Source organism: Amycolatopsis sp. NPDC051071, from assembly GCF_040682875.1.
In the GTDB taxonomy this organism is placed as follows: Bacteria; Actinomycetota; Actinomycetes; order Mycobacteriales; family Pseudonocardiaceae; genus Amycolatopsis.
The window spans coordinates 15,558-39,605 of sequence record NZ_JBFBBY010000056.1; the positions used below are offsets into that span (position 1 = coordinate 15,558).

The following is a 24,048-nucleotide window of genomic DNA, read 5'->3' on the forward strand; positions in this document are numbered from 1 at the left end:
GTCTATGAAGGAATTAGGACACTCAACGTCCCAGATCCTTCATAGACGCGGATACCCCCGCGCCGCTGTCACCCGCCCGCGCACAGAACCTGCGAGGTGGGTTCGTCACGTGGATCATGGGGGCGTTCCCGCCGCCGCAGCATCGAAGGGGTCGTGATGGCCAAGCCCAACGTCGCCGAGCAGTTCGTCCAGGTCCTGGTGCAGGCCGGGGTGGAACGGATCTACGGCGTGGTCGGTGACAGCTTGAACCCGGTCGTCGACGCCATCCGTCGTACCCCGGGTATCGACTGGGTGCATGTGCGCAATGAGGAGGCGGGCGCGTTCGCCGCGGCCGCCGAGGCCCAGCTGACCGGACGGCTCGCGGTATGCGCGGGTAGCTGCGGGCCCGGCAACACCCACCTGGTGCAGGGTCTTTACGACGCGCACCGCACCGGCGCGCCGGTACTCGCGCTCGCTTCGCACATCCCGTCCGGCCAGATCGGTACCGGGTTCTTCCAGGAGACCCACCCCGAACGGCTGTTCATCGACTGCAGTGGCTACTGCGAGCAGATCAGCCGGCCCACCCAGATGCCCAGGGTGCTGCGGATCGCCATGCAGCACGCATTGGCCCGCGGCGAGGTGTCGGTGCTGGTGCTGCCGGGCGACGTCGCGCAGCTCGAGGCCACTTCGCCTACCGGGAGCGGGGTGCCGGTCACCGAGCACGGGACGGTCGTACCGCCCGAGCCTCAGGTGGCACGGCTCGCCGAGCTGATCAACGACGCCGAAACCGTCACCCTGTTCGCCGGTGCCGGGGTGCGTGGCGCGCACGCCGAGGTGATGGAGCTCGCCGAGGCGGTCCAGGCGCCGGTCGGGCACAGCCTGCGTGGCAAGGAGTGGATCCAGTACGACAATCCCTACGACGTCGGCATGAGTGGCCTGCTCGGCTACGGCGCCTGCTACCGGGCCATGAACGACGCGGATCTGCTGGTACTGCTGGGCACCGATTTCCCTTATGACTCCTTCCTGCCCCAGGCCAGGACCGTGCAGGTCGACCATGACGCGACCCGGCTGGGCAGGCGCACCCCGCTGGAACTGGCCGTGCACGGCGACGTGCGGGAGACCCTGCGGGCCGTGTTGCCGCTCCTGCGGCGCAAAACCGACCGGGCGTTCCTGGACCGCATGCTGCGTGACCACTGCAAATCGCTGGAACACGTCGTCGACGCGTACACCCGTGACGTGGAACGGCACGTCCCCATCCACCCAGAGTTCGCCGCGGACCTGCTGGACGAGCTCGCGGCGGACGACGCGATCTTCACCGTGGACACCGGCATGTGCAATGTATGGGCCGCCCGCTATCTCACCCCCAACGGCCGCCGCCGGGTCATCGGGTCGTTCCTGCACGGCACCATGGCCAACGCGTTGCCCCACGCCATCGGCGCGCAGTTCGCCTACCCGGGCCGGCAGGTGGTGTCGATGTCCGGCGACGGGGGACTGGGCATGCTGCTCGGCGAACTGCTCACCGTCGCCTTGCATGACCTTCCGGTCAAGATCGTCACGTTCAACAACTCATCGCTGGGCATGGTCAAACTGGAGATGCTGGTCGACGGCCTGCCCGACTATCAGACCGACCACCGCCCGGTCGACTTCGCCGCGATCGCGCGCGGTGCCGGCCTGCACGCCGAGCGGGTGACCGATCCGACCCGGCTGCGTTCGGCCATCGAGGACGCGCTGAGCCACGACGGTCCCGCGCTGGTGGACGTCGTGACCGACGCCAACGCGCTGTCCGTTCCGCCGCATATCACCGCCGGTCAGCTCGGCGGATTCGCTCTGGCCGCGAGCAAGGTCGTCCTCGAAGGCGGCGTCGGCCGGATGATCGACCTCGCCCGGGCCAACCTCCGCAACATCCCCCGGCCGTGAACAAACGTCCTGCACTGCGTCACTGTCCACTCTGGACCTCGTCGCGGGTGTCGCTGATCTTGTTGACGTGGTCGATCTGGGCCATGTGCTCCTCGGCCCATGCCCGGAGCGCCGCTAGCGGGACCTCGAGCGACGAGCCCAGATCGGTGAGCCGGTAGTGCACGCGTGGTGGCACGGTGGGCTCCACCCGGCGGGCGGCGAGGCCGTCGCGGATCAAGCTGTGCAGGGTCACCGACAGCATTTTCTGGGAGATACCGGGCATCCGACGGCGCAACTCGGCGAAACGGACCTCGTGCGGGGCTGCCTCCGCGAGGACCTTGACCGCCATTGACGTCCATTTTGTGCCGATGCGGTCCAGCAGCCGTCGGGTCGGGCATTCGGGATCGAACAAGTCGCCGCGTCCACTTCGTGCCGAGCGCGCCGGTTGGGAGGTCACCTGGAACTCACCACCTGTGGGAAAGGTGCCGTCTTGGCAGCACTGTCGAAGTTACTTAACGTCTCCAGGTAACCAATGGTAACCAACTTGGAGGCGCCGTGCCCGGCACACCATTCGCAACCGCTTCGCCACGGCACAGGGCCGACATCGTGCTACGGCGGATCGCCACCAACAGCATCGAAGCCAATGTGGCCGTCGCCGGTTCAGGACCGGCAGTCCTGCTGCTGCACGGTTTTCCACACACCTGGCGGCTGTGGACAGAGATCATCGGCCCGATGGCCGAGCACCACCGGGTCATCGCTCCAGATCTACGCGGGCTTGGCGACAGCACCCGCGCGGCGGAGGGCTACGACGCGGACACCCTCTCCGCCGACGCCGAAGGCATCCTCGACGCCCTCGCGGAACCCACCGCGGCCGTGGTCGCCATCGACGCCGGTACCCCGGTCGCCTTCCTGCTCGCCATGCGGCGGCCGGACCTGGTGCGGCGACTCGTCGTGATGGAATCGCTGCTCGGTGCCCTGCCCGGCGCCGAGGACTTCCTCGCCGACGGCCCACCGTGGTGGTTCGGCTTCCACTCCGTCCCCGGTCTGGGCGAAACGGTCCTGAAAGGACACGAGGCGGAGTACCTCGACTGGTTTCTCGCCGCGGGCACCCGAGGTCGCGGTGTACCGCCGGAGATCCGCGACGCCTTCGCCAGCGCCTACACCGGACACGACGCCTTGCGCTGTGCCTTCTCTTACTACCGCGCCATGACGACCAACGCGCGTCAGATCAGCGAGGCCGTCGCAGGTGGCAGGCTCAGCATGCCCACCATGGCGATCGGCGCTCACCCCATCGGCCGCGCGCTGGAACAGCAGTTGCGCCCCGTCGCCGACGACCTCACCGGCCACGTCATCCAGGATTGCGGCCACATCATTCCGCTGGACCGGCCCCAGGAACTGCTCCGCGTCCTGACACCCTTCCTCGCCGCCGGATCACGCGATCGCACTCTGTAACCGACTCATACGCGGATATCGGTGGCGTCGCGGGTTCACGAGCGAGCCGGATAAACCAATTGATCGTCGCGCGAAGGCCGTGACACGATCGCCGCCACGGTCAACCTGTGGGAGCTGTCCTTGTCTGTCGAAACGACCCCGGCGATCGATGCCGCGCTGGCGAGGCGTCTGATCGACAAACAGTTCCCGCAATGGGCCGAGTTGCCGTTGCTTCCGTACGCCCCGGCCGGTTCGGATCATGTGATCTACCGGCTGGGTGCGAAACTGTCCGTTCGGCTGCCTCGCCACGGCGGTGCGATCAAGCAGGCGAGGAAGGAAGCCGAGTGGTTGCCCCGGCTTGCCCCGCATCTGCCGCTGGCAATACCCGTACTGGTGGAAGTGGGAGAACCGGACTTCGGCTATCCGTGGCCGTGGGCGGTGTCGCGCTGGCTGGACGGCGAGGTGGCGACCGTCGATGCCCTGTCCGGCTCGCACGAGGCCGCCAGGGTGCTGGCCGGGTTCCTGACCGCACTCCACCGGTTCGACTCCGAGAAAACCGACGATCTCGTCGGCCTGCCACTGGCCACCCGGGACGCTGCGACGCGATCCGCCATCACGAAAGTCGGCGACGCGTTCGATACCGAGGCCATGGCCAAACTGTGGGACGCTGCCCTCGCCGCCCCCGAATGGAACCAGCCACCGGTCTGGTTTCACGGCGATTTCCATACCGGCAACCTGTTGACGACCAGTGGCCGCCTCAGCGCCGTCATCGACTTCGGTGAGCTCGGGATGGGCGATCCGGCTTGCGACCTGATCATCGCCTTCACCCTCATGTCGGCCGAAACGCGAGCCACTTTCCGCACCGCGCTCGAGGTGGACGATGCCACCTGGACTCGCGGTCGCGGGTGGGCCCTGGCCACCGGCTTGAACGCCTATGTTTCCTACGCCGCCGTCAACCCCCGGGTCGCCGCACAGACCACCCGCCAGATCACCCAGGCCCTCCTCGGCTAGAGATCGCCGTGACGGGTAGTGGTTCGGCTGCTCAGATCCGGAGGTGACAGGAACTGTCGTGCGGGACTGTGTGGATTTCGGATCATCCAACGCGTCAAAATCCACACAGCCACCGGACCCGGCTCCGGGTGGAAAGCGAGAGCACACGCTCATCGCCATCCCGGCGCGCGATGCAGGCGGGGCGTCGGCGATGCTGTGGGCGTGGAGTACGTGTCCAGAGTGCCGCGACCACCGCTGGACGGGCTGATCGACGGTCAAATGTCCGATTAATCCTAGAGTGTGCGGTCTTGACTGGGGGTCGCGAGTGGCAATGCGCGTTCCAGCCCAAATGCCACGTAGCGGAAGTTGATCAACCTCTTGGCCTGGGCTTCTTGTCGGCAACGACAGCCTGCGCGCCGCCCGGGCGCATGCGTCCATGATGGACAGTGACAGGTGTGGCGACAGGGGTACAGGTGGCGTCGGCCGCGGGGGTCGTGAGTGATTTGGGTCGTTAGAACGACCCAAATCACTCACGAACCCTTAATCGGACCCGTGACATGTCGCAAGTGTCCCTTAAGGACAGCCAAGGGGTGTCGGACCCTGCCGAGTCCGCTCCCGCCGCCGAATCCGTCACGCCACGTTTGCCTTACCCCTCAAATAAGGGAGGCCGGTTTTCGGACGAGACGTCGATAACCGGCTCGGCAGCCTTGGTGCTCGATCCGTCGTGTCGCCCCGAACCGCGGCGATACGATCAACCTGGTCGGTATCAACTCGGGGTTGACCTTCTCTCAAGCCAACGCTTCGGGAACTACCAGGTGCGAGCAATACATGTCGTTCTTCTTTGCGACGCCAATACGCGAAGACTCCTGTCTTGGTTTGTGATACAGGAGGCCCACGTTACGCTGAGGCGGTGAGCAAGTCGTCGATCGATAATACGGTGCAGGTGGCCAGCGCGCCGAGTGCTCCAGTCACCGTTAGGCTCAGCCACTGTCCTGTGGCTTTCGACCTACGCCCCGAAGAGTTTTTCGAGGTTACGGAGAGAACTCCGCCGGAGGGATACATTGAGGTAGTCTTCGACGCCTATGAGGGGCGCCCGATATTGTGGCTCCATGGGTGAGAATTCGGCGAGACTGAGCTTTCGGTAGGCGGCGTCCGGCAGGACGTCCCGCCGTGTACTCGAAACAGTCAACCGGATTTTCGCCTGAAAGGCTGGCCACCCGGTCGGACTGAAACTGCTCCTGCCGCAGGTCTCTTTGTCTGTGACGAACGAACCCAAGGTGACAACCGGATCGACGTCGAAGACTTCGGGATCGTGACTTCGCACTTCAACCCGCCGAAGCAGCCGGTTTGGTATTCAGGCACAGGCGTTGACGGCGGTCCGCCCAAACTGGTTCTGCACGACGATGGTCTTCGCATCGTCGGTGCGCATGGCCACGTGGTCACTGAAGGCAGCGACCACGACCGGGAGTGACCTCGTATCCCAGCAGAGTGCCCTCGGCCATGGCCGAGGGCACTCTGCTGTCCGAGAATTCAAGTCGTTACCGAGCCCAACGGTTCAATGCGTTCTTGCGCATCGCGTTCACTCGGGAAGCTGTCAGGCGTCAGCCTTCTTCTTCCGCGGCGCCCGCTTGCGCGCCGGCTTCGCCGGAGCTTCCTCTACTGGTTCGGGTTCGACGTCGGCAACGTGAGCGTTAGCTCGCTCGGCGTCGTCGAACGCCTTCTCGACCTCGTTGGGGATACGTCCTCGTTCCGCGATGGCGTAGCCGTTCTCCGCGGCCCAGGCGCGCACCTGCTGGTTACGCTCGCGATCTGCCGTCGCCGTGGCACGGCCGCTGCCGCTCTCGGCCGTGGACTGGCCGACAGCGAGGCGAAGCTTCCGCCCGCCGGTGCGCGTTCCCGCCTCGGTGTAGCGCTCGAGCGCGTCACGCAGGGCCTGGGCGTTCTTGTCAGACAGGTCGATTTCATACTGGACACCGTCGAGCCCGAAGGGCACCGTCTGTGTTGCTTCGCCACCGTCGAGATCGTCGACGATCTCGACACTAACCTTCTGAGCCATCGGTAGAGCCTTTCACCAGGTCATGCAGCATCTCTCCGCACCAGCGGCCTACCAGAAGCGTAACCGCCATTCATCAAATCGGCGGTATGACACACGCCGGGATCACGGGCCGCAAGGGAGTGATCAATCACCAGGATGTCGTCACGACCCGAGCGCCTACCTGCGACCGCGGCCTGGACCCGACCGGAACAGGCCGCGCCCGATGGACGCCGCGCTAAAAGCCGGTGATCACGCTTTCGGTGGCCTCCGGCAGGGAGTCGAAGCGTATCGGTGCTGATCGGCTACAGGTGATCCGCCGGGATCTCGTAGATGATCTCGAGCCCGTCCTCGTCGTCCCACTGTTCGCCGACCTTGACGAAGCCGTACTGCGATGCCAACCGATAAGAGGCCGTATTGCCGGGGCCGATTGTGACCCGGACGGTGAGTACCCGCGGCTCCTGAACGGCCCGCGCCAGCGACGATTCCAGGGCCGCCCGTGCGTAACCGCGGCGCCGATGCGCCGGGTCGACGGCGTAGCCGATTTCCACCATTCCCGATGTGTCGGGCGGCCCGTGGTAGCCGGCTGTTCCGACGGCCAGTAGTTGTTGCTGATCCCAGATGATGCCGGTGACCCAGGCGGCGCTGCTGGGGTCCGCCACGACCTGCCTGCTGCGCCTCTGCCACAGCCCACGCCGGTCCGAGCCGGTCAGGTAGGCCGTCAGCGGTACCGGGCTGGTCGCGGTTGCTCCGACCAGATCGCCGCGAGCGAGCGAGTCGAACGCGGGGCCGGTCAGCTGCACGATACGAACAACCGGCTTTGGCCTCGATGTCATTGCATGATGATCGCCCGGCACGGAGGCAAACCTGTCACGGATACGAGCATGACGCACCCGATATAACACGCTCATCGGCATGTGCGGGCATTTGCCGTTCAGGTCCGTTCGCGTGCGAGCCGTTCGCGGCGCTCCTCCTCTCGCTTCGAGTACGCGGCCGCGCGGATCGCTTCGTCCGATTCCAGGCCGGTGCCGAGGGCGCCGCCAACGGTCGCCGCCGACGCGACGAACCAGGTCAGCACGAACAAGTCGCCGTAGCCGAGCGATGCGTGGAGATAGACGTCACCGCCGGTCCTCCGGCGCCGTCCGGAGTCACTCGTGCACGTGCCGTGGGCCCAGTAAGGACTTGGCTGCTGCTCTCACGGTGAAGCGTCCGGGATGGCATGCCGGACCCAGTTGTCCACCCGGGTGAAGGTGGCGCCACCCATCCGGCCGACCGGGTGGTAGACGTCCTGGTCGAGCCTGCCGTCTTCGCGAAGCAGATAGTCGTCCACGGCCACCCCGAGTACCTCGCCGAACACCAGCCGCGAGCCCTTGAACTCCTGGACGGTCACCAGTTCGCACTCCAGGCTCGGTCCGGCGCCTGCCGGATGCGGCACGGCGATGCCGACCCCCGGTGCCCAGGAGAGCCCGACGTGCCGCGCCTCGTCGACGTCCGGGGCCACCGTGGCGGCGGTCCCGGCGATGAGTTCCTCCTGCCCGCTCAGCGCCATCGTGATCGCGAACTGCCCGGTCGCCTCGATGTTGTCCAGGGTGTCCGTCGGGCCGCTCACGGAGAACAGGACTGTCGGCGGATCCATCGTTATCGGAGCGAAGTAGCTGAACGGCGCGAGGTTCGCCACCCCCGAGGTGCTGACCGTGCTCACCCACGCGATCGGCCGCGGCACGACGGAGTTCTTCACCATCCAGACGAACGCCGCGCGATCGGCGTCGGTGTTGCCGCAGTACACGATTCGCTCCCGCCTCAGTCGCGATCCACCTCGGACACCACGCGCCCACCGAGAATGGTCAACGCCGACTGGGCGCCGAGCAATTCCCGGCCGTTCGCGGTGACCGGATCCTGGTCGAGGACGGCCAGGTCGGCCAACCGGTCGGGAGCCAGGGTTCCCTTGCGGGTCTCGGCGTGTTCCAGCCACGCCGGGCCGGTCGTCCACAGCCGCAGCGCCTCTTCCCGGCTGAGCCGTTTTTCGTGCGAGAGCAGGGAAAACGGGTTGGGCCCCGGCTCGCCGGTGAAGGTGGCGACCCCGCGTCGCCAGTCCGGTTCGGTCACCGGGGCGTCCGAGCTGTCGGCGACCACCACCCCGTGGTCGAGCAGCGTGCGCGCGGGGAACGCGTCCTGCCAGCGGTCCTCGCCCACGATCCGGACCATCGACGGACCGCTGAACGTCCGCATGAGTGAGCTGGTGATCACGCCGGTTCCGGTCCTGGCAAGGCGCTCGTGCACTTCCGGCGACAGAAAGGTGCCGTGGATGAGCACGTGCCGCGCGTCCGGCCACGGGTCGGCGGCCGCGACGGCCTCGATGGCGTCGACCACGGCGTCGGCCGCGCGATCGCCGGTCACGTGGACCTGCACGCGTACCCGGCGCCGGTGGGCGACGGCGATCAGCTCGTGCAGTTCGCGTACCTGTTCCGGATCGCCGGACCCGGCCGTGACGAGACTTCCATGCCCGCCATCGGGATACGGCTGGTGCATCCAAGCCGTGCAATGAGTCGGGACGCCGTCGGCGAACAGCTTGATCCCGCCGATGCGCAGCAAATCGTCGCCGGTACCCAGGTCCGTACTGTCCAGTGCCCGGCTCAGCTCGGCCGCCGAAGTCGTGGGAGACGGCCAATTCCAGTGCAACAGCGCGGTGACCCGCAGCGTCATCCGGCCCGCCGCGTGCAGCTCCCGGTAGTCCTGCCACAACCCTGGCGGAACGATCGGATCGGTGACACTGGTGACGCCCAGCCGGTTCAGCCGGGCCATCGTGCGCACGGTCGCGTCCAGCCGCTCGTCCCGGCTCGGCTGCGGCACCAACGCGGCCACGAGTTCCTGCGCGCTCTCCACGAGCACCCCGGTCGGTTCGCCGTCTGCGTCCCTGACGATCTCCCCGGACGGCGGATCCGTTGTGGCGGCGGTGATCCCGGCTCGCGCCAGTGCGGCGCTGTTGACCCAGATCGAATGGGACGAGGCGTGGTGCAGCACCGTGGGACGGGTCCCGGTCACGCCGTCGAGCCAGGCCCGCGACGGTACGGCACGGCTGTCGGCGAACTCGGCGATGGTGGTTTCACGCCAGCCACGGCCGACGATCCATTCGCCCGGCGGCGCGGCATCCAGTGCCCGCCGGACCTCGGCGAGGCTTGCCGCGGCCGCCAGGTTCACGCAGAACTCCGGTCCGGCCGAGGCATACCAGGCCAGATGCAGATGCGCGTCGTTGATTCCCGGCAGGACGGTCCGTCCCCGCAGATCGACCGACGGCGTGCCGGGGGCGGCCGCGGCGGAGACGGTGTCGTCGTCCCCGACCGCGACCACGCGGCCACCGGAGAGCAGGATCGCCGTGGCGTTCCCGAGTTCGGCGTCGAAAGTGCGCACCAGGCCACCGTGCAGAAGCAGGTCGGAGGTCATACCGCCGCCCTTTCCGCGGCGGGGACGGCCGCTTGATGCTCCGGGTGCCAGGCCACGGTGACGTCGTCGCCGGGACGGTGTTCGTGCACCGCACCCGCGGCCAGCACCGCGCAGCCACGCGCGCCGTCGGCGTACCGCAGCCAGATCCGGCTGTGGTCGCCAACGTAGACGATGTCGGTGACCTCGGCGCTGACACGTTGATGCCCGGACGGGACCGGTTCGGCACGGGTGTACAGCGTCAGCCGTTCCGGCCGCACGATCGTGACCTCGCCGGGGGTGAGGGACAAGGCGTTGGACTCGCCGACGAACTGCGCGACGAACAACGTTTCCGGCCGCTCGTAGAGGTCTTCGGGGGTACCGACCTGTTCGATCCGGCCCTCGTTGAACACCGCGATCCGATCGGACAGGGTGAGCGCCTCCTGCTGGTCGTGGGTGACGAACAGGAACGTCATGCCCAGCTCGCGGTGCATCCGGGCGATCTCGCGCTGTAACTGGTCACGCAGCTTCTTGTCGAGGGCACCCAGCGGCTCGTCCATCAGCAGCGCCCGAGGCTGGTAGACCACGGCGCGGGCCAGCGCGACCCGCTGCTGCTGACCACCGGAAAGCTGACGGGGCAGCCGGTCCCGCATCGCGGACAAGCCGACCAGTTCCAGCACTTCGGTGACGCGTCGGTCGATCTCCGCCTTCGGTCGTTTGCGTTGCGTAAGCCCGAAAGCGACGTTGCGGGCGACCGACATATGCGGGAACAGGGCGTACTGCTGGAACACCACCCCGAGGTCGCGCCGGTGTGGTTTGAGCCGGGAGATCTCCTGGCCGTCCAGGGTGATCGAACCCGCGGTGAGCGGGGTGAACCCCGCGATCATCGACAGCATCGTCGTCTTGCCCGAACCGGAGGGGCCGAGGAAGGTCATGAACTCGCCGTCGGCGATGTGCAGTGAGACGTCGTCCACGGCGGGACGGCCGACGCCGGCGTACGCCTTGGTCACGTGTGCGGTGGTGATACCGCGGTGGTCGTCAGTCATGGTGGCTCCGTCGGCGCAGGAACGTGGGCACGAACAGCAGGATCGTGGTGAACACGACGATCAGGCTCGACGCCGCGGCGATGGTGGGGTCGATCTCCAGGACGATCGACTCGTACATCTTCACCGGCAAGGTCTTGATGGCGGGCGTCTGCAGGAAGAGAGCGACGACGACCTCGTCGAAAGAGGTCGCGAAGGCGAACACGAAACCCGACAGCACGCCGGGAGCGATGATCGGCAGCACGACCTTGCGCAACGTCGTGAGCTTCGGCGCGCCGAGACTCGCCGCGGCTTTCTCCACGACCGGGTCGTACCCGGCGAGACTGGTTTGCACCGACGTCAGCACGAACGGCACGCCCAGCACGGCGTGCGCCAGCACAAAACCGAGCATCGTCCCGTTGAGCTGCCACCGCAGGAAGACCCCGTAGACGGCGACCGCGACGACGATCCCCGGCAGGATCATCGGCGCCATCAGCAGCTGCCGTACGACACCCCGGCCGCGGAACCGCGCGCGGTCGAGGCCGAACGCGGCCGCCACCCCGACGACCGTCGCGAGCACCGCCGCCAGCAGGCCGACCTGCACCGAATTGGCCAGCGCGGCGAGCCACTGCTTACTGCCGAAGAACTCGCCGTACCAGCGCCATGACCAGTCATCAGGAGGAAATTGGAACGTCGAGCCCGCGCCGAAACTCATCGGGATCACGACGAGGGTGGGTGCGACGAGTACGAATCCCACGACGGCGACCCACACACGCAGTCCCCAGCCGAGTGTCCGCTGCCGGAGCGCGGCCCTGGTGATGGACGGTTTGTCAGCCACGGTCGGCACCTCCCGTCGCTCCGGCACCCAGCGGTGCGGCCACCCGGCTGAGCACGGCCAGCACCACGAGCGTGATGACCAGCAGGATCGCTCCGAGCGCACCGGCACCGGCGAAGTCCAGCAGGTCGTTGACCTGGGTCCCGATCACCTGCGCGGCCAGCGCCTGCTGCGGCGTGCCGAGCAGTGCCGGGGTGATGTAGAAGCCCAGCGACATGATGAACACCACCGACACCCCGGCCAGGACCCCAGGCATCGACAGCGGCACGTACACCCGCAGGAAAGCGACCGGGCGGGACGCACCGAGGCTGCCGGCGGCGTGGAGCAGGCCGCGGTCGATCCCGGTCATCGAGCTGTGCAGTGGCAGCACCATGAACGGCAGCATCACCTGCACCATCGCGACGGTCACCCCGGCCACCGAACCCAGGAGCACCACCCCGTCGACGCCGATCGCGGCGAGCGCCTTCTCGATCACGCCACCCCGCTGTTCAAGGACGTACCAAGCGAAGTTGCGGGCCATCACGCTGGTCCAGAACGGCATCAAGACCAGCAGCGTCAGCACCGTGCGGGCCCGGCGCCCGACCAGGGTCATCGCGTAGGCGTACGGGTAGGCGACGATCAGCGTGGCGACGGTGATGATCAGCGCGGTCCGCAAGGTACGGAGGATCACCCGGATCTGCACCTCGTCCCCGAGGACGGCCAGGTAGTTGCCGACGCCGAAACCGGGCTCGGTGAAGCTGCGCCAGAGGATCGCGGCGAGCGGGTAGAAGAAGAACACGAGCACCACCGCCGCGGCGGGGAGCAGCAGCCAGGTCGCGGAACCGGTCCGCCGCGTTCTCAGTACGGCGGTCATCCGGTCCTCCAATCCGACCAGGCCTTGACGAGCATGGTCCGGTTCGCCGCCCACCAGCGCACGTCACAGAGCACCCGCAGGTCCTCCTTGCCGTCTCCCCAGATGTCGAGCGTCCGCCCGATCGGGGTGGCCGGGGCGGGGGCGGCGGTGTTCGCGGGCCCGACGCCCGCGCGGGCCGCGAAAGCCGCCGCCTGCGCCGGTTCCGAGGCGAACCGGATCAGCCGCTTGGCCTCGTCCGCCCGCGGTGTCCCCTTGGGTATGACGAGCACGTCCCAGGTCACCGGAACGGGAATGCCGGGTACGACTTTCCAGTTGGTGGCCCCGGCTTTCAGCAGCGAGAACGCGCGGGCGCTGACGATGAGCGCCATATCCGCCTGTCCGCCCGCCATCCGCTGCTGCTGGTCGCCGTAGGTGCTGGTGATGGTGAGTTCCGGCCGGATCCGGTCGTACATCGACAACGCGCGGGGGACGTCGAGCGGGTACAGCTTGTCCCGCGCGACACCGTCGGCCAGCAGGGCGGCCTCGATCGTGCCCACACTCGGGTCGCCCCCGTAGATGATCCGACGTCCGGGGAACGCCTGGGGATCGAAGAAGTCGGCCATCCTGGTCGGCGGGTGGTCGCCGTAGACCTTGGCGTCGTACATCAGCATCATGCCGAAGAAGGCGTCCGGCACCCCGCAGTCGGTCAGCGATCCTTTCGGGAAGCCGTCCGCCAGCGGTCCCATGTCGATGGGTTCGAGCAGGCTGCCACAGACCGCGGCGGCCGCGGAGGCGTCGGTGTCCACGACGTCCCAGGTGACCTTGCCAGCCTCGACCATCGCCTTCAGCTTGGCGTTGCTCGACGGGCCGTCGATCGTGACCGTGGTCCCGGTCTGCTTCTCGTACGGGTCGAGCCACGCCGAACGCTGCCCCGCCTGGTAGGCGCCCTGGCCGTAGGAGACGAACACGAGCGAGTTCGGGCCGCCCTCGGAAACGGCGCATCCGGTGACGAAGAGGGGAACGGTCAGCGCGGCGGACAACAGCGTCGGTATCCGGCGTCTCATGGGTCTTCTCCGCTCAGCTCGCCGCGGCCGCGACGTGGCGGCACAGCACGTCGGCCAGGGTGTCGATCTGTTCTTCGGTGATGACCAGCGGCGGGGACAGCACGATGCTGGTGCCGGAGGCGCGGACCACTACGCCGTCCGCGCGGCAGCCGGACTGCACCGACGCTGTCGGCATGCCGGTGAACTCGATGCCGAGCATCAGGCCGACACCGCGGACCTCGCGCACGTGGGGGAGTTCGGTGAGCGGGTCGAGCCGCTCGCGCAGGCGGGCGCCGAGAACGCGGGCGCGTTCGAGCAGATTCTCCCGCTCGATGATGTCGAGGTTCGCCAGCGCGACCGCGGCACCGACGGGGTGGCCGTTGTAGGTGAAACCGTGCAGGAACGTGGCTCCGTCGGCGAGTTCGAGTACCCGACGGCCGATCAGCACCGCACCCATCGGGATGTAGCCGCTGGTGATGCCCTTCGCGGTGACGATCATGTCCGGCTCGATGCCGAAATGCTTGCTGCCGAACCACTGTCCGGTCCGGCCGAAGGCGGTCACGATCTCGTCGACGATCAGCAGGATCCCGTTGCGGCGCAAGACTTCCTGTACGCGGGGCCAGTACCCGTCCGGCGGCGGCACCATCCCGCCGACGCCGAGTACCGGTTCACCGATGAACGCGGCGATGCGGTGCGCTCCGATCTCGGTGATGCGTTGTTCCAGCTCCGCGACCAGTACGTCCGTCGCGTCCGGGCCGTATTCGATGGCGTGGGGCTTTCCCAGCCATTCGATGTCCGGCAGCAGCGGGCCGAACCCGGCACGCAGGCCCTCGATACCGGTGGCGGCGAGCGAGGCGCCGCCCATGCCGTGGTAACCGCCGGTCCTGGCCAGCACCACGGTCCGCTCCGGGGAACCGGCGTGGTGGAAGGCGAGGCGGGCGAGTTTGATCGCGGTCTCGTTGCCTTCCGAACCGCCGTTGGTGAGGAACACGCGTTCCAGACCGGCGGGTGCGAGCGACAGCAGCCGTTCGGCGAGGCGGATCGAGGGAGCGTTCGAGTAGTCACCGAAGGACGAGTAGAACTCCAGACGGCGGATCTGCTCGGCGGCGACGTCGGCGAGTTCGGTGCGGCCGTGGCCGACCGGGCACTGCCACAGACCGCAGGTTCCGTCGATGTACTGGCGGCCTTCGGTGTCCCACAGCAGAGCGCCTTCACCGCGGTCGAGGATGAGTGGTTCGACCGGGGCGCCGATCGTGGTGTGCGGGTGCACGAGGGTGCGCCGGTCGAGTGCGGCGAGGTCGGTGGTGCTGGTCATGAAGGTCCTTTCACTTCTCGGGCGTCCGGCTCAGAACCGCAGCGCCACGGCCTTCGTCTCGGTGTAGGCCTCGATCCCTTCGGCGCCGCCTTCGCGTTCCTGGCCGGAGTTCTTCTGGCCGCCGAAAGGCAGTTCCGGGCGGACCGGGGCCGGGTCGTTGACCCCGATCACGCCGAAGTCCAGCCGGTCGAGTGCCCGCCAGAGGCGGCGCAGGTCGCTGCCGAACAGGTAGGCGGCCAGCCCGTAGTCCGTGGCGTTGGCCAGTGCGATCGCCTCGTCGTCGTCGGTGAACGTGGCGACGGCCAGCACCGGGCCGAACGTCTCTTCGTGGCTGATGAGCATGTCCGCGGTGACGCCGGTCAGTACCGTTGGCCGGAAGTAGTGGCCGCGCAGCGCCGGGTCACCGGACTCCCAGCGGCCACCGCCGATCAGGACCCTGGCGCCCTTGGCCACGGCGTCGGTGACCTGGTTCTCGACCTTCGCGAGCCCGGCCTCGTCGATCAACGGACCGATTGTGGTGCCTTCGGCGTCTCCGCGCCCGACGCGCAGCGCGGCTGTCTTCTTCTCGATCAGCGCGAGCAGGTCGTCCCGCACGCTCTCGTGGACGTAAAGCCGGTTCACGGCCGTGCAGCTTTGGCCCGCGTTGAAGAACTTCGCGGTGACGACGCCGGCAGCGGCCGCTTCGAGATCGGCGTCGGCGAAGACGATCGCGGGGGAGTGCCCGCCCATTTCGAGCGATGTGCGGCGAAGCGTGTCTCCGGTCTGCCGCAGCAGGCCGAGGCCGACCTCGGTCGACCCGGTGAAGCTGACCTTGCGCAGCCTGCGATCGGCCAGCAGCGCCCCCACGAGTTCCGCGGGCCTGGTCGTGGTCAGGGACTGCAGCACGCCCGAGGGGAGGCCGGTCGCCTGCAGGATGCCGAGCAGTGCCGTGGCGATGAGCGGTGTCTGCTCGGCCGGTTTGGCGATCACCGGGCAGCCCGCGGCCAGTGCGAGCCCGGCCTTGCGCAGCAGCATGCTCGCCGGGAAGTTCCACGGCGTGATCGCGAGGACCGGTCCGACGGGGGAGCGCAGCACCAGGCCCGGACCGGCCGCGGAAGCAGGGGTGACTCGGCCGTAAGCGCGCCGTCCTTCTTCCGCGGCCCACTCCAGCATCCGTGCTCCGCCTGCCAGTTCACCGGCGGCCTCCGCGAGTGGTTTGCCGTTCTCCCGGCTCAGCAACGAGGCGAGTTCACCTTGGCGTGCACGGATTTCCGCCGCCGCGGCGCGCAGGTGACCACCGCGGGTTTCGGGATCGGTGTCCGCCCAGCCGCGGGCGGCGGTGGCCGCGGCGTCGAGCGTGGCGAGAGCGTGGGTGGTGTCCGCGTCGGCCGCCTGACCGAGGACGTCGAGGCTCGCGGGATCCACGACGTCGAATGTCGTCGGGGCGGAATGCCAGCGACCGTCGATCAGCAAGGTCGCGGCAGCGGTGTCGGGCATCGGAAGGCCTTTCGCTTCATCGGGTGTGCGCCGAGTCTGACCCCCGGGTGTTGATTAAGTCAACACCTAAATTGGTTCCGTTTGTCGCAAAAGGACAGTGCAGAGTTGTTGCCCTGTAACGAAAAAGGGCAGTACCACGGTCCGGTGCCACGCGGGGTGCGTGTCACCGGGTAGTGGTACTGCCGTTTTAGTTGGCGCCCGGGTGATGGTTCGCCAGGATGGCGTGCAGGGCTTCGAGTGCCGGGCCGGGATCGACGTCCGGATCGGCCACCTGATGCAGGAACATTCCGTCGAGGGCGTAGAAAACGAGTTGCGTGAATCCGTCGTCGGCTGTCAGTTCTTTGCCGACAGCATCGAGGTAGCCGCGGTAGAGCCGCTGGACCACCGGCCGCAGCTCCGGGCGCCGCGCCGACTCGACGACCAGCTGGTACTGGAAGATCTGGATCTCCGCGCTGTCCTGATACCGCTTCCGGACTTCCGCGCCATCGGCGAACATTCCGGTGCGTGCGCCGATCAACCCGTTCTCCGCACTCTCTTCGAGTACCCAGTCCAAAGAGGACTGGAGAAGATCGTCGAGTGAGGAGAAGTGGTGCTGTACCGCACCCGTGGTGCAGCCCGCCGCTCCGGCGACCGCGCGATAGGTGAGACCGCGAAGCCCTTCCCGTGCCACGACTTCGACCGCCGCGCGCTGGAGTGCCCGCTTCATCTCGGAACCTCCTAGGCGACTGGTGACGTGTAGGAGGAGGCTACATTACAGATGTAATGTCGCGCTACTGCCGGCTGGTGAGGTGGGTAAGTGTGCTGGCTGAAGACAGGGATGTCCGCGACCGCCACATTCACCCCAGGCGCACCAGCAGTCCCAGCGCTGCGCGTGAAGGCCCCCTTCCCTCGGCTCAGCCGAGGAAACTCGACCTTCACACCTTCGCCAGTACATGAAGGCCCCCTTGCTTGCGCTAGGCGCAAGCAAGGGGGCCTTCATGTACCACGCTCAGGACCGCAGCCGCGCGACAGCCGCGTCGTACTCCTCCACGATCCGTCGCACGATGTCGGCGGCGGGCAGTACGTCGGTCACCAGTCCGGCCGATTGACCCGCTTCGACCTTGCCGTTCTTCAGGTCGCCGTCGAGTGCGGCGTCTCGCAGGGTCGAGGCCGTGAACGTGTCACGTCGTCGTTCGACGTCGGCCGCGGAGTTCTCGAGTTCGGTCATCCGGTCGGTGAAGTCGTTGGCCAGTGCGCGGATCACGCCGAGTTCCCGCCCGACGGTGCGGGTCGAGTCGATTCCGGCGGCGACCACGGCGGCCTTGTAATCCGGATGGACGGTGGCTTCGGTGCTGGCGAGGAACCGGGTGCCGAACTGCGCGGCGCCCGCGCCGAGGGCGAGCATCGCGGCGAGGCCTGCTCCGTCGGCGAGGCCTCCGGCCGCGACGATCGGCGTGCCGGGTACCGCAGTGGTGACAGCGCGGGTGAGGACCAGCGTCGTCACGAGGCCGGGCGGCGGATGCCCGCCTGCCTCGGCGCCGACGACGACGAGCCCGTCGACACCGGCGTCGACGGCCTTCTTCGCGTGCTCGGTACCGGCGACGACGTGCAGACAGGTGGTTCCGACGTCGTGGAAGCGGGAGAGGTAGCGTCGCGGGCCGCCCTGCGAGGCGATCAGCACCGGCGGGCGGCGCTTGAGCAGCAACTCCATCACTTCCTCGACGCCCGACCGGTAGAGCGGCAGGTTCACCGCCCACGGCGACTCGGTGCCGTCGGCCATTTCGTCGAGGGTGCGGGCCAGGTCCGGCAGCCGCATCGGCCCGGCGGCGACCACCCCGAGTCCGCCGGCGTTACTCACCGCGAGTGGCAGGGCCGAGCACGACGAGGCCCACGACATGCCCGCCTGCACGATCGGCAGAGCGATGTCCAGCAAGGCGGTGACCGGGGTCGGGATCCGCCTCATCGGGTCGGCCCGAGCAGAGTGCGGGCGTGCTCCGCGAGCTGGTTCTTCCGCACCTTCGAACTCGCGGTCATGCCGATGCCTTCGAAGCCCTCGACGATCCGAAGATGGTGTGGCACCTTGAAACCCGCCATGTGGGCCTTCGCCCAACGGAGGAGTTCTTCTTCGGTGACAGCATCAGCCTCGCGGAGCACGACGAAGGCGAACGGGACCTCGATCAGCCGCTCGTGCGGCACCCCGACCACGGCTGCCTGCCGGACGGCGGCATGGCGATGCAGGATGTCCTCGACGTCGGCCGGGGCGACGTTCTCACCGCCGACGCGAATGATGTCCTTGGTACGCCCGATGAAATGGAGCCTGCCGGACCGGTCGAGCAGGCCGACGTCCCCGGTGGACAGCCAGCCATCGGCGTCGATCGCGGCGGCGGTCTGCACGGGGTCGCCGAGGTAACCTCGCATGACGTTCCAGCCGCGGACGACGATCGCACCCGGTGTGTCCGGCGTGCAGTCGTGCTCCCCGTCGAGCGCGCGGATCCGGACCTCAACCCCTGGTTCGACGGCCATCGCGCCGGAAGCCCTGATCTCATCGGGCTCCCACCAACAGGACTGCGCGACGTTCGGTGACGCCTCCGAAAGGCCATATCCCGCAACGCATTCACGGGCGCCGAGCTCGTCGATCACCCGCCGGATCACCGTCGGCGACGCCGCGACCCAGGCGCCACGCAGGTGGAGTTTCCGCGTCGCGCGGTCAGGATGGTTGAGCAACATCATCGCGATGGTGTCGTTGCCCGAAAAATGCGTGCAGCGCTCCTCTTCCAGCAGGCGCAAGGCCTCTCCCGCCTCGAATTTGGCCATGGCCACCAAGGTGACCACGTGCTGCAGGCTGGCGAGCACCGACAGCGTGCTTCCGGCGACATGGAAGAAGGGGCGGGCGCTGAGGAAGCGGTCGGCGGGACGGAATCCGAGCCGGGCGCCGGAAAAGTACGCGTTGGCGCACATGTTCCGATGGGTGAGGAGGACGCCTTTCGGTCGGGCCGTCGTCCCCGACGTGTACTGCACGAGCAGCACGTCGTCCGGTTCCGCGGTGGCCGGGGCGTCGCCGTCCGCGGCGGCGAGGAACGCGTGCCAGGACGTCACGCCGTCGGGCACCTCCGTACCCAGTACGACCACGGAGGTCAGGTCGGGCAACGTGGCGCAGCGCCCGCCGGCCCCGAGACCCAGCTCGCGCAGTATCGCGATGAAGTCGACGCGTAGCACGCGGTCCGCGACGAAGAGTGTCGAAACCTTCGCCTTGGCCAGCATGTATCGCACCTCGTCGGCGGTGCACCGGGTGTTGACGGGCACTGTCACGGCGCCGAGCGAGCCGATCGCGACGAACAACGCGACCCAGTCGGGGCCGTTCCCGAGGCAGACACCGACGCGGTCGCCCCGTCCGACGCCGTGTGCCGCGAGCGCGGCCCGGATCCGCACGACGTTCCCGGCGAGTTCGCCGTAGGTGATCCGGGACTCGGCGGTGACGACGGCCTCGACGTCGGGCGCGGTCAATGCGGCGCGCTCCAGCGCTTCGTGCGCGGTGAGCGGGCAGACGGTGCGCAGGTCCATCACTCTGCCTCCTCAGGCGTCGCGGTGCGGGTAGCCGAGAAGCGGTCGATGCCGTCACGCCAGTCGCCAGTCTCCAGATTCTGCTCGATCGCGGCCATTTCAATGCGGATGCCGCGGTCGAGGTCGGTCTCGGTGCCGAGATCCACCGCGCGTTTGGTCAGCGCGATGGCTCCCGGCGGCGCCTTGGCGATGCTCTTCGCCGTCTCGTTCCCGGCCTCGGTCAGCTCTGCCGGGGGAACGACGCGGACGACGAGCCCGAGATCGCGGGCTTCCTCCGCGTCGACGGGGCGATTGGTGAACAGCAGCTCCTTGGCGCGGCGCGGCCCGATCGCCCTCGGCAGCCGCTGGGTGGCACCGATCGTGCCCCAATGCGGCTCGGGGAACCGGAACGTGGTGCCCTCGGCGGCGATGGCGAAATCGGCGGCGAGGGTGATCTCGCCGCCCGAGCCGACGACGGCCCCGTGCACCAGCGCGACCACCGGTCGGCGGCAGGCCGCGATCGCGGCGTAGGCGGCGAACGAGGCCGCGCGACGGCGGCGCACCCACGACGCGTCCTTGCCGGTGCGCTCCTTGAGGTCGGCACCCGCGCAGAAGACCGGCCCCTGCCCGGAGAGCAGGACGACACGGACCGACTCGTCGGCGTCGATCTCGTCGAACGCCGCGCGCAGCTGAAGGCACAGTGGCAGGTCCACGGCGTTGCGCGCGGCAGGGCGGGCCAGCTGCAGCCGGGCGATACCGTCGGTGACGTCGAGCAGGATCCGCTCGTCCACTCAGATCACTCCTTCGCGGCGCAGGTCCGCGATCTCGGCCGAGCCGAGGCCCGCGTCCGCGAGCACGCTCTCGGTGTCGGCGCCCAGCAACGGCGGGCTCTCCAGGTCTTGTGGCCGCGCCCCGGTGTCCCGCAGCGGAGTGCGGATCGCGGGGAACGTGCCTTCGGTGGGGTGGGAGAAGCTGCCGACGACGCCACGCGCCCGCGCGTGCGGATCGTCCAGTGCCTCGCGGACACCACGGACTTCGCCTACTGGAACGTCGGCAGCGCGCAGTTCCTCGACCAGCTCGCCGCTTCCCCGGTCGGCGATCGCCGTGCGCAGCGCGGTCATCACCCGGTCCCGGTGAGCGACCCGTCCGGCGTTGTGCCGGAGTTCGCTGTCGGACCCCAGTTCGTCGAGGCCGAGCACGCGGCACAGCGGCGCCCAATGCTGGTCGCTGCAGCTGATGTGCACCCAGCGGCCGTCCGCGGCCGCGAAGGCGGCGGACGGGACACGACCGGGGTGCTGGCTGCCGGTCCGCGCCGGATCCTCGTCGAGGGCGAACAACCGGGCGGCGTTCAGCGCGTGCAGGCTGAGCTGGACGTCCATCATCGACACGTCCAGATGGCGGCCGCGTCCGGTGGCGCTCCGGCCTGCCAGCCCGGTGAGCGCGGCTATGACCACCCAGAGACCCGAAGTCAGGTCCGCGGCGGGGATCCCGGTCTTGACCGGCGGACCGTCCGGTTCGCCGGTCATCGCCATGACCCCGGACAGGGCCTGGAAGACGGTGTCGTAACCCTTGCGGGAGCGGTCCGGGCCGGTCTGCCCGAATCCGGTGGCGGACACGTACACCAGACCGGGGTTGCCCGCGGCCAGTTCCTCATAGCCGAGGCCGAGCCGGTCCATGGTGCCGGGCAGGAAGTTCTCCACGACGACGTCGGCACGGGCGGCGAGGCGGCGGGCGACGTCGCGGCCGCGGGTGTCCTTCAGATCGAGGGTCACCGAGCGTTTGCCCCGGTTGACGGCGAAGAAGTAAGCACTTTCCCCGGCGGGGAGCCGGGGTTCGAAGCCCCGGGTCTCGTCGCCGGAGCCCGGCCGTTCGACCTTGATGACCGTCGCGCCCAGTTCGCCGAGGATCTGCGTGGCCATCGGGGCGGCCAGCACCCGGGAGAAGTCGAGCACGGTGATGCCGTCGAGTGGCGGCGTCACCGGCGGAACCCCCGCATCAGGGCGTTGACGTCCTGGCCGGCACGCATGGCGGCGTCGGTCGGCAGATCGGCGACCCGGTAGAACAGGTCTTTGGCGGCGCTCAGTGCCTGTGGCTCCACCGCCGCCCAGCCCGCGGCGATCTCCAGCGCCGCGGAGAGGACGTCCTCCGGTTCGACGACCCGGTTGACCAGGCCGTGTTCGAACGCTTCGGCCGCCGTGAGCAGCCTGCCGGTGCTGATCAGCTCGAAGGCGAGCTTGCGGCCCAGGTGCCGGACCAGGCCGGTCATCACCAGGGCCGGGACGAGCGAGTGACGCAGCTCCGGGTAGCCGAAGCGCAGGTCGGTGCCCGCGACGACCATGTCGGCGCCGATCGCGAGGCCCGCGCCGCCGCCGACCGCCGCGCCGCGGACCGCGGCGACGACCGGGGTGCCCATCCGCTGCGTCCGGGTCTGGAGCCCGGCGGTCAGCGCCGCTCGCTCCAGTACGGCACCGGGGTTTTCCGGCGTGAGGGCGGAAAACTCGGAGAGATCCGCGCCGGCACAGAAGCCGCGGCCGTTGCCGGTCAGCACCACGGCGCGGACCTCGGGGTCGCTGTCGGCGTCGTCGAGCGCGTCCCGAAGAGCCCGGGTGAGGGCGGTATCGAGTGCGTTGAGCTTGTCCGGCCGGTTGAGGGTCAGGATCCGGACCCGGTCGTGGTCATCGGTGAGCAGGCTCATCGTCGGCTTTCTCCTTGTGTGCGGGCGAAACCGGCTCGCGCGACCATGCTGTGCAGTGGGCGGCCGAGTGCTTCTTCGCAAGCGGCGGACGACTGGGCGAGCGCGTCGGGATCCAGTCCGGTCCGGACACCCATCGCGTGGAAGAGGTCGACGAGGTCCTCGGTGCAGACGTTGCCGGTCAGCCCGGCGCCGTAGCCGATCGACGCCGGGTGGCCGCCGACTCCGCCCATCGCGCTGTCGAAGTGGCGGCAGCCCGCGTCCAGCGCGGCCACCGCGTTGGCGATGCCCGCACCGCGCGAGTTGTGGAAATGCGCGATCAGCGGCAGTCCGGGGTGGGTCCGGCCGAGCCGCTCGAACAGGGTGGTCACGGTCTTCGGCGTCGCCACCCCGGTGGTGTCGCCCAGGGTGACCGCGTCGGCGCCGAGGTCGGCGAACCGGGCGACGTCCTCGGCGACCCGGCCCGGGTCGACGGCGCCTTCGAACGGGCAGCCGAACGCGACGGATACCACGCCGATCAGCCTGAAACGCTTGTCCGCCAAGCGGACCATCTCCGCGACCCGCTCCCACTGTGCGGCGCGGGTGGTGCGCAGATTCCGCTCGGTATGGCTCTCGCTGGCCGAGACCAGCAGGCTCAGCTCCTGAGCGCCGGCACCGCGATCCAGGTCGTCCAGCGCGCGTGTCACGGCGCGGGGGTTGGGGCACGTCGCCTTGAACGCCACATCCGGCCGGTGGCCGAGGGCGGCGAGCACGTCACTCGCGTCGGCGAACGCCGGGACCCGCTCCGGGTGGCTGTAGCTCGTGGCTTCGATGCGGGTGAACCCCGCGCGGGCGAAACCTTCCAGCAGGGCGACCTTCGTCGCGGTGGGGACGAACACCGGCTCGTGCTGCAGCCCGTCCCTGGCGAAGCACTCACAAATCGTGACCCCGTCGGTCATCGAGTCACCTCCTACGGTGACTCCAGAACTACTCGCCTCAAGTTGATAATGTCAACACTTAGGGTTTCGTGTCACGTTCACGCTCCTCCTGTTCGATGACGAGCGCGGCGTCGGCGAGCTTGTCCAGTGCGCGTTCGAGGATCTCCGCCTCGGTGGAGGTCAGGATGCCGAGGAAGGCGGCGTCGCGCTCGTTCGCCGCGACGATGAGGCCTCGGTACACGGTGAGGCCGTCCTCGGTCAGCGCCAAGCGGGAGGTGCGGCCCGAAGCAGCCGTGCGGTTCACCAAGCCGCGCTCGACCAGCTTCGCCACAACCCTGCTCATCTGCGCTTTGTCCAGACCGGCCCGGCGGGCCAGCCGGTTGAGGGTGAGCGTGGGGTCGGCGGCGATGAGGGCGATCGCGCGCCATTCGCCGAGGCTCACGTCGAACTCCCGGCGGTAGCGCAACGCCGCCGAACGCGACAGGGCGGCCGACGTGCGGGAGAGTCGGTAGGACAGCAGCTGGGAGATCGGGACGAGCTCGTGTCCGTCCGGACGTTCGGTCATGCCGGGCATCCTACCCATCGAGAGATAGGTGTTGACAGTATCAACACGTACGCGCATGCTCGCGTGGTCCCCGCCGCCGACAAGGGA

At 68.5% G+C, this 24,048-nt stretch carries 23 protein-coding genes; 3 read left to right on the forward strand and 20 right to left on the reverse strand.

Features of this window, described 5'->3' with window-relative positions:
• Nucleotides 1-156: 156 nt before the first annotated feature.
• Nucleotides 157-1,896, forward strand: a complete 1,740-nt coding sequence (locus tag AB0M65_RS19550) for a pyruvate dehydrogenase (protein WP_364029129.1) — start codon at nt 157-159, stop codon at nt 1,894-1,896.
• Between the two features lie 19 nt (nt 1,897-1,915).
• On the opposite strand, the gene AB0M65_RS19555 is transcribed toward AB0M65_RS19550, so the two are convergent.
• Nucleotides 1,916-2,332 carry a helix-turn-helix domain-containing protein gene (locus AB0M65_RS19555; RefSeq protein WP_364029131.1) on the reverse strand — a complete coding sequence of 139 codons (417 nt, stop codon included), beginning with the start codon at nt 2,330-2,332 and terminating at the stop codon, nt 1,916-1,918.
• A 146-nt stretch (nt 2,333-2,478) separates the two neighbouring features.
• On the opposite strand from AB0M65_RS19555, the gene AB0M65_RS19560 reads away from it, so the two are divergent.
• Both AB0M65_RS19560 and AB0M65_RS19565 read left to right on the forward strand, forming a co-directional pair.
• Nucleotides 2,479-3,327 carry an alpha/beta fold hydrolase gene (locus tag AB0M65_RS19560; RefSeq protein ID WP_364029184.1) on the forward strand — a complete coding sequence of 283 codons (849 nt, stop codon included), beginning with the start codon at nt 2,479-2,481 and terminating at the stop codon, nt 3,325-3,327.
• 120 nt (nt 3,328-3,447) lie between these two features.
• Nucleotides 3,448-4,317: an aminoglycoside phosphotransferase family protein gene (locus AB0M65_RS19565; protein WP_364029133.1), complete on the forward strand. Its 870-nt coding sequence runs from the start codon at nt 3,448-3,450 to the stop codon at nt 4,315-4,317.
• A gap of 1,573 nt (nt 4,318-5,890) precedes the next feature.
• Here AB0M65_RS19565 and AB0M65_RS19570 read toward each other — a convergent pair.
• The 19 genes from AB0M65_RS19570 to AB0M65_RS19660 all read right to left on the reverse strand — a co-directional run bounded on the left by AB0M65_RS19570 (nt 5,891) and on the right by AB0M65_RS19660 (nt 23,961).
• The gene (locus AB0M65_RS19570; protein WP_364029135.1) at nt 5,891-6,352 is read right to left on the reverse strand and encodes an Lsr2 family protein; all 462 of its coding nucleotides are present in this window, start codon (nt 6,350-6,352) and stop codon (nt 5,891-5,893) included.
• A 281-nt stretch (nt 6,353-6,633) separates the two neighbouring features.
• Entirely contained in the window at nt 6,634-7,164 is a 531-nt protein-coding gene (locus tag AB0M65_RS19575; protein ID WP_364029137.1) for a GNAT family N-acetyltransferase, read from the reverse strand.
• A 98-nt stretch (nt 7,165-7,262) separates the two neighbouring features.
• Nucleotides 7,263-7,406, reverse strand: coding sequence for a hypothetical protein (locus tag AB0M65_RS19580; protein ID WP_364029139.1), 144 nt, complete (start codon nt 7,404-7,406; stop codon nt 7,263-7,265).
• 117 nt (nt 7,407-7,523) lie between these two features.
• On the reverse strand, nt 7,524-8,114 hold the full coding sequence (locus tag AB0M65_RS19585) for a flavin reductase family protein (RefSeq protein WP_364029141.1): 591 nt from the start codon (nt 8,112-8,114) through the stop codon (nt 7,524-7,526).
• A gap of 14 nt (nt 8,115-8,128) precedes the next feature.
• Complete coding sequence (locus tag AB0M65_RS19590) at nt 8,129-9,769, reverse strand: amidohydrolase (RefSeq protein WP_364029143.1); 1,641 nt, start codon at nt 9,767-9,769, stop codon at nt 8,129-8,131.
• A complete protein-coding gene (locus AB0M65_RS19595) occupies nt 9,766-10,791 on the reverse strand; it encodes an ABC transporter ATP-binding protein (RefSeq protein WP_364029145.1) in 1,026 nt (341 codons plus the stop codon). Before AB0M65_RS19595 ends, AB0M65_RS19590 begins: the two co-directional genes overlap by 4 nt.
• Entirely contained in the window at nt 10,784-11,605 is an 822-nt protein-coding gene (locus AB0M65_RS19600) for an ABC transporter permease (RefSeq protein ID WP_364029147.1), read from the reverse strand. The genes AB0M65_RS19595 and AB0M65_RS19600 overlap by 8 nt, the downstream gene beginning before the upstream one ends.
• On the reverse strand, nt 11,598-12,455 hold the full coding sequence (locus AB0M65_RS19605; RefSeq protein WP_364029149.1) for an ABC transporter permease: 858 nt from the start codon (nt 12,453-12,455) through the stop codon (nt 11,598-11,600). The genes AB0M65_RS19600 and AB0M65_RS19605 overlap by 8 nt, the downstream gene beginning before the upstream one ends.
• On the reverse strand, nt 12,452-13,498 hold the full coding sequence (locus tag AB0M65_RS19610) for an extracellular solute-binding protein (protein ID WP_364029151.1): 1,047 nt from the start codon (nt 13,496-13,498) through the stop codon (nt 12,452-12,454). Before AB0M65_RS19610 ends, AB0M65_RS19605 begins: the two co-directional genes overlap by 4 nt.
• Before the next feature lie 13 nt (nt 13,499-13,511).
• Nucleotides 13,512-14,792, reverse strand: coding sequence for an aspartate aminotransferase family protein (locus AB0M65_RS19615; RefSeq protein ID WP_364029153.1), 1,281 nt, complete (start codon nt 14,790-14,792; stop codon nt 13,512-13,514).
• 30 nt (nt 14,793-14,822) lie between these two features.
• Nucleotides 14,823-16,268 carry an aldehyde dehydrogenase family protein gene (locus AB0M65_RS19620; RefSeq protein WP_364029155.1) on the reverse strand — a complete coding sequence of 482 codons (1,446 nt, stop codon included), beginning with the start codon at nt 16,266-16,268 and terminating at the stop codon, nt 14,823-14,825.
• Nucleotides 16,269-16,455: 187 nt separating this feature from the next.
• Complete coding sequence (locus AB0M65_RS19625; protein WP_364029157.1) at nt 16,456-16,974, reverse strand: TetR family transcriptional regulator; 519 nt, start codon at nt 16,972-16,974, stop codon at nt 16,456-16,458.
• Between the two features lie 282 nt (nt 16,975-17,256).
• Nucleotides 17,257-18,210 carry a nitronate monooxygenase family protein gene (locus AB0M65_RS19630; protein ID WP_364029159.1) on the reverse strand — a complete coding sequence of 318 codons (954 nt, stop codon included), beginning with the start codon at nt 18,208-18,210 and terminating at the stop codon, nt 17,257-17,259.
• Entirely contained in the window at nt 18,207-19,808 is a 1,602-nt protein-coding gene (locus AB0M65_RS19635) for an AMP-binding protein (RefSeq protein WP_364029161.1), read from the reverse strand. The genes AB0M65_RS19630 and AB0M65_RS19635 overlap by 4 nt, the downstream gene beginning before the upstream one ends.
• Entirely contained in the window at nt 19,808-20,578 is a 771-nt protein-coding gene (locus tag AB0M65_RS19640; RefSeq protein WP_364029163.1) for an enoyl-CoA hydratase/isomerase family protein, read from the reverse strand. The genes AB0M65_RS19635 and AB0M65_RS19640 overlap by 1 nt, the downstream gene beginning before the upstream one ends.
• Nucleotides 20,579-21,766, reverse strand: a complete 1,188-nt coding sequence (locus AB0M65_RS19645; protein ID WP_364029165.1) for a CoA transferase — start codon at nt 21,764-21,766, stop codon at nt 20,579-20,581. It abuts the gene before it with no gap.
• Nucleotides 21,763-22,482 carry an enoyl-CoA hydratase/isomerase family protein gene (locus AB0M65_RS19650; protein ID WP_364029167.1) on the reverse strand — a complete coding sequence of 240 codons (720 nt, stop codon included), beginning with the start codon at nt 22,480-22,482 and terminating at the stop codon, nt 21,763-21,765. Before AB0M65_RS19650 ends, AB0M65_RS19645 begins: the two co-directional genes overlap by 4 nt.
• Nucleotides 22,479-23,417: a hydroxymethylglutaryl-CoA lyase gene (locus tag AB0M65_RS19655; RefSeq protein ID WP_364029169.1), complete on the reverse strand. Its 939-nt coding sequence runs from the start codon at nt 23,415-23,417 to the stop codon at nt 22,479-22,481. Before AB0M65_RS19655 ends, AB0M65_RS19650 begins: the two co-directional genes overlap by 4 nt.
• Nucleotides 23,418-23,475: 58 nt before the next feature.
• Complete coding sequence (locus AB0M65_RS19660; RefSeq protein WP_364029171.1) at nt 23,476-23,961, reverse strand: MarR family transcriptional regulator; 486 nt, start codon at nt 23,959-23,961, stop codon at nt 23,476-23,478.
• Nucleotides 23,962-24,048 lie beyond the last annotated feature (87 nt).

Excerpts from the sequence above, each read along its gene's own strand:
- AB0M65_RS19550 (WP_364029129.1), top strand. The coding sequence starts at position 157 with ATGGCCAAGCCCAACGTCGCCGAGCAGTTCGTCCAGGTCCTGGTGCAG.
- AB0M65_RS19570 (WP_364029135.1), bottom strand. The coding sequence starts at position 6,352 with ATGGCTCAGAAGGTTAGTGTCGAGATCGTCGACGATCTCGACGGTGGC.
- AB0M65_RS19575 (WP_364029137.1), bottom strand. The coding sequence starts at position 7,164 with ATGACATCGAGGCCAAAGCCGGTTGTTCGTATCGTGCAGCTGACCGGC.
- AB0M65_RS19590 (WP_364029143.1), bottom strand. The coding sequence starts at position 9,769 with ATGACCTCCGACCTGCTTCTGCACGGTGGCCTGGTGCGCACTTTCGAC.
- AB0M65_RS19595 (WP_364029145.1), bottom strand. The coding sequence starts at position 10,791 with ATGACTGACGACCACCGCGGTATCACCACCGCACACGTGACCAAGGCG.
- AB0M65_RS19605 (WP_364029149.1), bottom strand. The coding sequence starts at position 12,455 with ATGACCGCCGTACTGAGAACGCGGCGGACCGGTTCCGCGACCTGGCTG.
- AB0M65_RS19610 (WP_364029151.1), bottom strand. The coding sequence starts at position 13,498 with ATGAGACGCCGGATACCGACGCTGTTGTCCGCCGCGCTGACCGTTCCC.
- AB0M65_RS19615 (WP_364029153.1), bottom strand. The coding sequence starts at position 14,792 with ATGACCAGCACCACCGACCTCGCCGCACTCGACCGGCGCACCCTCGTG.
- AB0M65_RS19620 (WP_364029155.1), bottom strand. The coding sequence starts at position 16,268 with ATGCCCGACACCGCTGCCGCGACCTTGCTGATCGACGGTCGCTGGCAT.
- AB0M65_RS19625 (WP_364029157.1), bottom strand. The coding sequence starts at position 16,974 with ATGAAGCGGGCACTCCAGCGCGCGGCGGTCGAAGTCGTGGCACGGGAA.
- AB0M65_RS19630 (WP_364029159.1), bottom strand. The coding sequence starts at position 18,210 with ATGAGGCGGATCCCGACCCCGGTCACCGCCTTGCTGGACATCGCTCTG.
- AB0M65_RS19635 (WP_364029161.1), bottom strand. The coding sequence starts at position 19,808 with ATGGACCTGCGCACCGTCTGCCCGCTCACCGCGCACGAAGCGCTGGAG.
- AB0M65_RS19650 (WP_364029167.1), bottom strand. The coding sequence starts at position 22,482 with ATGAGCCTGCTCACCGATGACCACGACCGGGTCCGGATCCTGACCCTC.
- AB0M65_RS19655 (WP_364029169.1), bottom strand. The coding sequence starts at position 23,417 with ATGACCGACGGGGTCACGATTTGTGAGTGCTTCGCCAGGGACGGGCTG.
- AB0M65_RS19660 (WP_364029171.1), bottom strand. The coding sequence starts at position 23,961 with ATGACCGAACGTCCGGACGGACACGAGCTCGTCCCGATCTCCCAGCTG.